Source organism: Mycobacteriales bacterium (assembly GCA_035504215.1).
GTDB lineage: Bacteria > Actinomycetota > Actinomycetes > JAFAQI01 > JAFAQI01 > DATAUK01.
Genome location: DATJSI010000023.1, coordinates 1 through 6,385 on the forward strand (window position 1 = coordinate 1; position 6,385 = coordinate 6,385).

Consider the following 6,385-nt stretch of genomic DNA (forward strand, 5'->3'; position numbering starts at 1 on the left):
CATCGCGCTGAAAGGCGACAGCTACCGGCTCAAAGACCGCGACCTCGGCCGCGCCACCACGACCGAGCAAGACTGAAATGACCACAGAGTGGCCCTCTTTTCAGTCGGCACAACTGGCCCCATTTTCAGTCGGCGTTGACATCGACACGCTGGCGGCGTGAATCCTTGCCTGCCACCGACAGTGTCGGGTCGCTACCTGTCCTTCGCCGAGCGCGAGAACATCGCGCTGCTGCGAGCACAGGGTGCCGGCGTTCGTGAGATCGCCCGCCAGATAGGGCGTGATCCGTCGACAATCTCGCGCGAGCTGCTTCGGAACGCGTCGACGCGGACCTACAACCTCGACTACAAGGCAACGGTCGCGCAGTGGCATGCCGAGCGGCGTGCCCGTCGACCGAAGACCGCCAAGATGGTCCTCAACGCGCGGCTGCGTGAGTATGTGCAAGAGCGCCTGTCCGGCGAGATCCGCGACGCCGATGGCAATCGGGTCCTCGGCCCGACGGTGCCGAAGTGGATCGGCAAAGGAAAACCACACCGCGGCGATCGGCGTTGGGCTCAAGGTTGGAGTCCGCAGCAGATCGCCAACCGGCTCAAAGTCGACTTCCCGGATGATGAGTCGATGCGGATTAGCCATGAGGCGATATATCAAGCGCTCTATGTCGAGAGCCGCGGTGCGCTCAAGCGTGAGCTGGTCGCGTGCCTTCGTACCGGCCGCGCGCTGCGAGTGCCGCGGGCGCGCTCCAAGCAGAAGGCGTGGGCGCATGTCACACCGGAGGTGGTGATCAGCGAACGACCCGCCGAAGCCGAGGATCGCGCGGTCCCTGGCCATTGGGAAGGTGACTTGCTCATCGGCCTGGAACGATCGGCGATCGGCACCCTCGTCGAGCGCACTACCCGGTTCACAATGCTGATTCACCTGCCGCGCGAGGATGGCTACCGCCACAAGCACACGGTTAAGAACGGCCCGGCGCTGGCCGGCTACGGCGCCATCACGATGAAGAACGCGCTCGCCGCGACGATAACGACGCTGCCCGAACAGCTGCGCCGCTCACTGACGTGGGACCGCGGCAAGGAGATGTCGGCCCACGCCGACTTCAAGGTCGAGACCGGCATCCCCGTGTTCTTCGCCGATCCGAGCAGCCCCTGGCAACGCGGCACGAACGAGAACACCAACGGGCTGCTCCGCCAGTACTTCCCCAAGGGCACCGACCTCTCACGATGGTCCGCCGAAGACATCGAAGCCGTCGCACGAACCTTGAACAACCGGCCACGAGAGACGCTCGGCTGGAAGACCCCAGCCGAAGCACTCAACGAGCAGCTACTGTCCCTAGAACAAGCCGGTGTTGCGACGATCGATTGAGACTGGTCAATACACATCCTGGCTGTTCGGCCATCGACTTCGTGAAGCCGGACTGCTCGGCTCGATGGGCAAAGTCGCCTGCGCCTACGACAACTCGCTGATGGAGTCGTTCTTCGGCACGATGCAGATCGAACTGCTCGACCGGCGCACCTGGCCGACCCGCGCCGAGCTCGCCACCGCGATCTTTGAATGGATCGAAGCGTTCTACAACCCCGTCCGCCGGCACTCAGCCCTGGCCTACCTCAGCCCCGTCGACCACGAACGGCTTCACACCGCCGCCGAAGCTGCGGCATGATCACCCCACCGCAACTGTCCGGAAAAGCGTGGGCAGGTCACTCCACCGCTACAACACTCGACGCGGCCACTCCGCACTCGGCGGACAACCACCCATCAGCCGGCTCACCGCCTGACAACAACGTCTCAGGTCACGACACCTAACCGGCCTGCGTTGGGTGCGGCCCGGGTTGGTCAGGCCGTGGCCGCGGCCGCGGCCGAGGCGGGCTCCCACGGGTCGAACCACGGGGTGGGCAGCAGCTTCTCCGCCGCCCAGAGCAGCGGAAGCCAGGTCGCGCCATCCACGCTCTCTCGGATGATGTCGGCATGGCCGGCGTGCCGGGCCGTCTCCTCGATCAAGTGAAGGATGACCCAGTGGGCGTCCCACGCCTCGAGATCCTTGGGGAACCACGGGACGTCGTGCGGGACCGGCACCGGATGGTCGAGCGGCATCGAGCGAAGTGCCTCGTCGGTGGCGCGGGAGGCCGCCTCGTAGTCCGCGATCAGCGTGGGCAGATTGTCGCTCCCCTCCATCCGGAAGCCGGCCGCATAGTCGGCGACGGCCTCGTCGAACGGAGGAGTACGCCGGAGCAGATGGTCGGTCCATGCCCGCTCGACCGCGGCCAGGTGTTTCAGCAGACCTCCCACGGACAGCGCGCTGGCGGACGGGCTGGCCGCCGCCTGCTCGTCGGTGAGACCGAACGCAGCCAGGCGGACGAGCGAGCGCTGCTGCTCGAGGAAGGCGAGCAGCTGCTCGCGCGGGTCGGCGATGAGGGTCGGCATACCGGGCATCTGAACTCTCCTGTCGATCGGTGGGTAAGAGCAGTCTCACTCGGAAAAGTGGCCATCTTCCGACCGGTTTTCGAGAGAAGATGGCCCCGTGAAAGCCGACCGGCTGGTGGCGATCCTCCTGTTGCTCCAGCGCCGTGACCGGGTCACCGCCGCCCAGGTCGCCGCCGAACTCGAGGTCTCGGAGCGCACCGCGCGGCGCGACCTCGAGGGCCTGATGCTGGCGGGCCTCCCGGTCTATCCCGAGCGCGGGCGGGGCGGCGGCTGGCGCCTTCTCGGCGGCGCCCGCACCGACCTGTCCGGGCTTTCGGCCGCCGAGGCTCGCGCGCTGTTCCTGGTCGCCGGACCGTCGGCGCAGACCAACCCGGAGCTCAACCGGGCCCTCCGCAAGCTGGTCCGCGCTCTGCCGGAGCCGTTCCGCGACGCCGCCGAGACCGCCGCCGGCTCGGTCGTCCACGACCCATCGGGCTGGGGCCGTACGACGGGGAGCTATCGGCCGCCGCATCTCGATTCCCTGCAGGAGGCCACCTCCGGTGGGCGCCAGGTCCGGCTCGGCTACCGCGACCGAGGAGGGGCGAGCAGCTCACGCATCGTGCATCCGCTCGGCACCGCCCTGAAGGGGGCGGTCTGGTATCTCCTCGCCGACACCGACGCCGGGCTGCGAACCTTCCGGATCGGACGGGTCACCTCCGTCGAGCCCACCGGTGAGCCCGTGATCCGCCCACCCGGATTCGATCTGGAGGCGGCCTGGCGGGACGTCGTCGACCGCGTCGACCTGTTGCGCTCGCCGGCCGAGATCACGGCCGCCGCCGATGCCGACCTGCTGCCGGTGCTGCGCTGGATCTTCGGCGGCCGACTCACCGTCGCCGACGACGAGGGCGCGCGCATCACCATCACTTTGCGCGGCGAGTCGCTCGAGATCGTGACCGTCCAGCTGGCCGGTTTCGGGAGACGGGTCGAGGTCCTGGCCCCGCCGGAGGCGCGTGAGCGTCTCGCCCGGATCGGCGCCGAGTTGTCCTCGACCTACACCGACGGGCTGAGCCTCACTCCGTGATCGCCGCCCGCATCTCGTCGGAGGAGATCGGGGCCCGTCCGGGAGGCTGATCGGGTCGTGGCGTCATCGGCTCGACCTGACGCAGCGGCCGCGTGAGCGGCTTCCCGGCCGTCAGCCGGACGGTCTCGCCGCCTTCGATGAACTCCGTGTCGGGGTCGCCGTCGATCAGCTCATAGGTCACCTCGTCACCGACGTGGACCTTGAACCGGGAGCCCCGCCACCGCAGCCGAAACTCGTAGGAATCCCATCCCGGCGGCCTTTGCGGGTGCAGCGAGAGCATGCCGCCGTGGTCGCGCATGCCGCCGAATCCGGCGACGACGGCGAGCCACGTGCCGGCGAGTGACGCGATGTGCAGTCCGTCGCGGGTGTTGTGCTCGAGGTCGCGCAGATCCATCAGCGCCGCCTCGGCGAGATAGTCCGACGCCAGCTCCAGCTGCCCCACCTCGGCCGCGATCACCGCCTGCGTGCACGCCGACAGCGACGAATCGCGCACGGTCAGCGGCTCGTAGTAGGCGAACGCCTGCGCCTTCTCGGCCAACGTGAACGCGTCACCGCACCAGTGCATCGCGAGGATGAGGTCGGCCTGCTTGCACACCTGCCGGCGGTAGATGTCGAAATACGGCGCGTGCAACAGCAGTGGGTACCCGCCGTTGTCGTTGCTGGTCCCGAAATCCCACAGCTCGTGGTCGGTGAAGTCCTTGTCCTGGCTGTGAACCCGCCGACCGGAATCGAACGGCACCGCCATCGACTCCGCCGCCCGCCGCCATTCGGCGATCTCGGCAGCGGTGACATCGAGTTCCCCGGCTTCGTCCGGCCACTTCTCGCAGATGTCCGCGGCGCCGAACAGGTTCGCGCGCGCCATCAGATTCGTATAGATGTTGTCGTCCACGATCGCGCTGTACTCGTCCGGGCCGGTGACGCCGTCGATGTGGAAATCGCCGTCGTCGCCGTGATAGCCGAGCGACTGCCACAGTCGAGCGGTCTCGGCCACCATCGGCAGCGCGGTCTCCCGCTCGAACTTCTCGTCGCCGGTCCAGATGACCTGGCGCATCGCCGCGACGGCGATGGCGGCGTTCACGTGAAAGGCCGCCGTCCCCGCCGGCCAGTAGCCGGAGGTCTCCTGCCCCCTGATCGTCCGCCACGGGAAGGCCGCCCCACGCAGCTTCACGGTCTTGGCCCGTTCCCGGGCGAGGTCGATCGTCGTACGACGCCAAACCAGCGCGTCCGCCGCCGCACTCGGCGAGGTCGCCGTCAGCACGGGCAGGACGAACATCTCGGTGTCCCAGAAGGCGTGACCGTCATACCCCGGGCCGGTCAGCCCCTTGGCCGGGATCGCCCGGTTCTCCGACCGGAACCCGGCCTGCAGCGTGTGGAACAGCGCGAACCGGACCGCCTGCTGCACGGCCGGATCGCCGTCGATGACGACGTCGGCGCCCGCCCAGAACTCGTCGAGCGTCGCCCGCTGCTCGGAGAGGAGTTGATCCCAGCCGGTGTGCACCGCGAGGATCAACGCCGCATCGACCTGATCGCGCAACGCCGGTCCCGACCGCTGGCTCGACCAGCCGTAGGCCACGAACTTGTCGAGCACGAGTGACTCGTCCGGCTGCAGAACCGTCCCGATGGTCATCCGGGCCCAGTCCGGATGGACCAGCAGGCGCTGGCTCTGATTCCCCGGTCCCGTCACCTTGTGGTCCATCGCCGCGGCCATCCGCAGGCCGCTCGACCGGGTGCCGTGCAACAGCCAGGCCCGGTTCTCCGCGCCGTCGCACTCGATCGGCTCCAACGGCGATTCCATGATGGCGGCGACCCGCGGGTCGCGCGACTGCGGCGGGACGTGCTCGTTGGCGACGAGTTCGGATTGAAGGACCACCCGGGTCGTCCGGTCGACGGGCACGACCTCGTAGCGGATCGCCATGATCGCGCGCTGCGACAGGGACACGAGTCGTGTCGTGCGGAGCCGGATCGTCTCACCGGACGGCGACTCCCACTCGACCTCGCGCGTGAGGGTGCCATTGCGGAAATCGAGTGTGCGCCGGTGTTCGTGCATGACCCCGTAGCGCACGTCGAACGGCTCGTCGTCGACGAGCAGCCGGATCAGCTTGCCGTTGGTGACGTTGACGATCGTCTGGCCGGTCTCGGGATAGCCGTACCCGGCCTCGGCATAGGGCAGCGGCCGGGTCTCGTAGAACGAGTTGAGGTAGGTGCCTGGCAGGCCGGCCGGATCCCCCTCGTCGAAGTTGCCGCGTACGCCGATGTGACCGTTGCTCAGCGCGAAGATCGACTCCGACTGAGCCGGCAGCGTGAGATCGAGTTCGGTCTCGCACACCTGCCACGGCTCGACCGTGAACCGGCCGTTGCTCGTCACAGCAGCTCGCCGAGGTCGCCGACGACCGTGTCGGCGCCGTTGCGGCGCAGCGCCGCGGCATGGTCGCCGTCGACGCGGTTGACCCCGACGATCCACCCGAAGTTGCCGGCACGCCCCGCCGCGACGCCCGACGTCGCGTCCTCGAACACGGCGGCGGCGTCGACACCCACTCCGGCCATCTCGGCTCCTGCGATGAAGGAATCCGGGGCCGGCTTGCCGGCCAGGTGCCGCTCGCTCAGGGTGACACCGTCGATCCGGCCCTCGACGTATTCGTCGAGACCGGTCACCTCCAGGACCTGCCTCGTGTTGGCGCTCGACGAGACCACGATGCGTCGCAGCCCCGCGTCGCGGGCCGCCTGCAGATAGCGCCGGGAACCGTCATAGACGGTCACCCCGTCGTCGCGGATCGTCTGCAACAGCAACTCGTTCTTGCGGTTGCCGACGGCATTGACCGTGTCGAAGCCCGGGCCGGCGTCAGGGTCACCCACGGGCAGATGGATGTCGCGCGAGGCCAGGAAGTCGCGCACCCCGTCTGCGCGCGGCTTGC

6 protein-coding genes are annotated in these 6,385 nt (G+C 68.4%); 3 read left to right on the plus strand and 3 right to left on the minus strand.

Translation table 11 applies throughout. The features are described from left to right. The first annotated feature begins 157 nt into the window (after nt 1–157). Nucleotides 158–1,357 carry an IS30 family transposase gene (locus VME70_01985; protein HTW18962.1) on the plus strand — a complete coding sequence of 400 codons (1,200 nt, stop codon included), beginning with the start codon at nt 158–160 and terminating at the stop codon, nt 1,355–1,357. Between the two features lie 64 nt (nt 1,358–1,421). Continuing rightward, complete coding sequence (locus VME70_01990; protein ID HTW18963.1) at nt 1,422–1,652, plus strand: IS3 family transposase; 231 nt, start codon at nt 1,422–1,424, stop codon at nt 1,650–1,652. 173 nt (nt 1,653–1,825) lie between these two features. Here the strand turns inward: VME70_01990 and VME70_01995 are convergent, their stop codons facing one another. Further along, entirely contained in the window at nt 1,826–2,413 is a 588-nt protein-coding gene (locus tag VME70_01995; GenBank protein ID HTW18964.1) for a DinB family protein, read from the minus strand. A gap of 97 nt (nt 2,414–2,510) precedes the next feature. Between VME70_01995 and VME70_02000 the strand changes: the two genes are divergently transcribed. Continuing rightward, nucleotides 2,511–3,473, plus strand: coding sequence for a WYL domain-containing protein (locus VME70_02000; protein HTW18965.1), 963 nt, complete (start codon nt 2,511–2,513; stop codon nt 3,471–3,473). On the opposite strand, the gene VME70_02005 is transcribed toward VME70_02000, so the two are convergent. Then, complete coding sequence (locus VME70_02005; protein HTW18966.1) at nt 3,463–5,838, minus strand: glycosyl hydrolase family 65 protein; 2,376 nt, start codon at nt 5,836–5,838, stop codon at nt 3,463–3,465. The two genes, VME70_02000 and VME70_02005, sit on opposite strands and share 11 nt — an antisense overlap. After that, nucleotides 5,835–6,385: HAD family hydrolase (locus VME70_02010; protein ID HTW18967.1), on the minus strand; the 551-nt coding region annotated here is incomplete at its 5' end. The genes VME70_02005 and VME70_02010, both read right to left, overlap by 4 nt.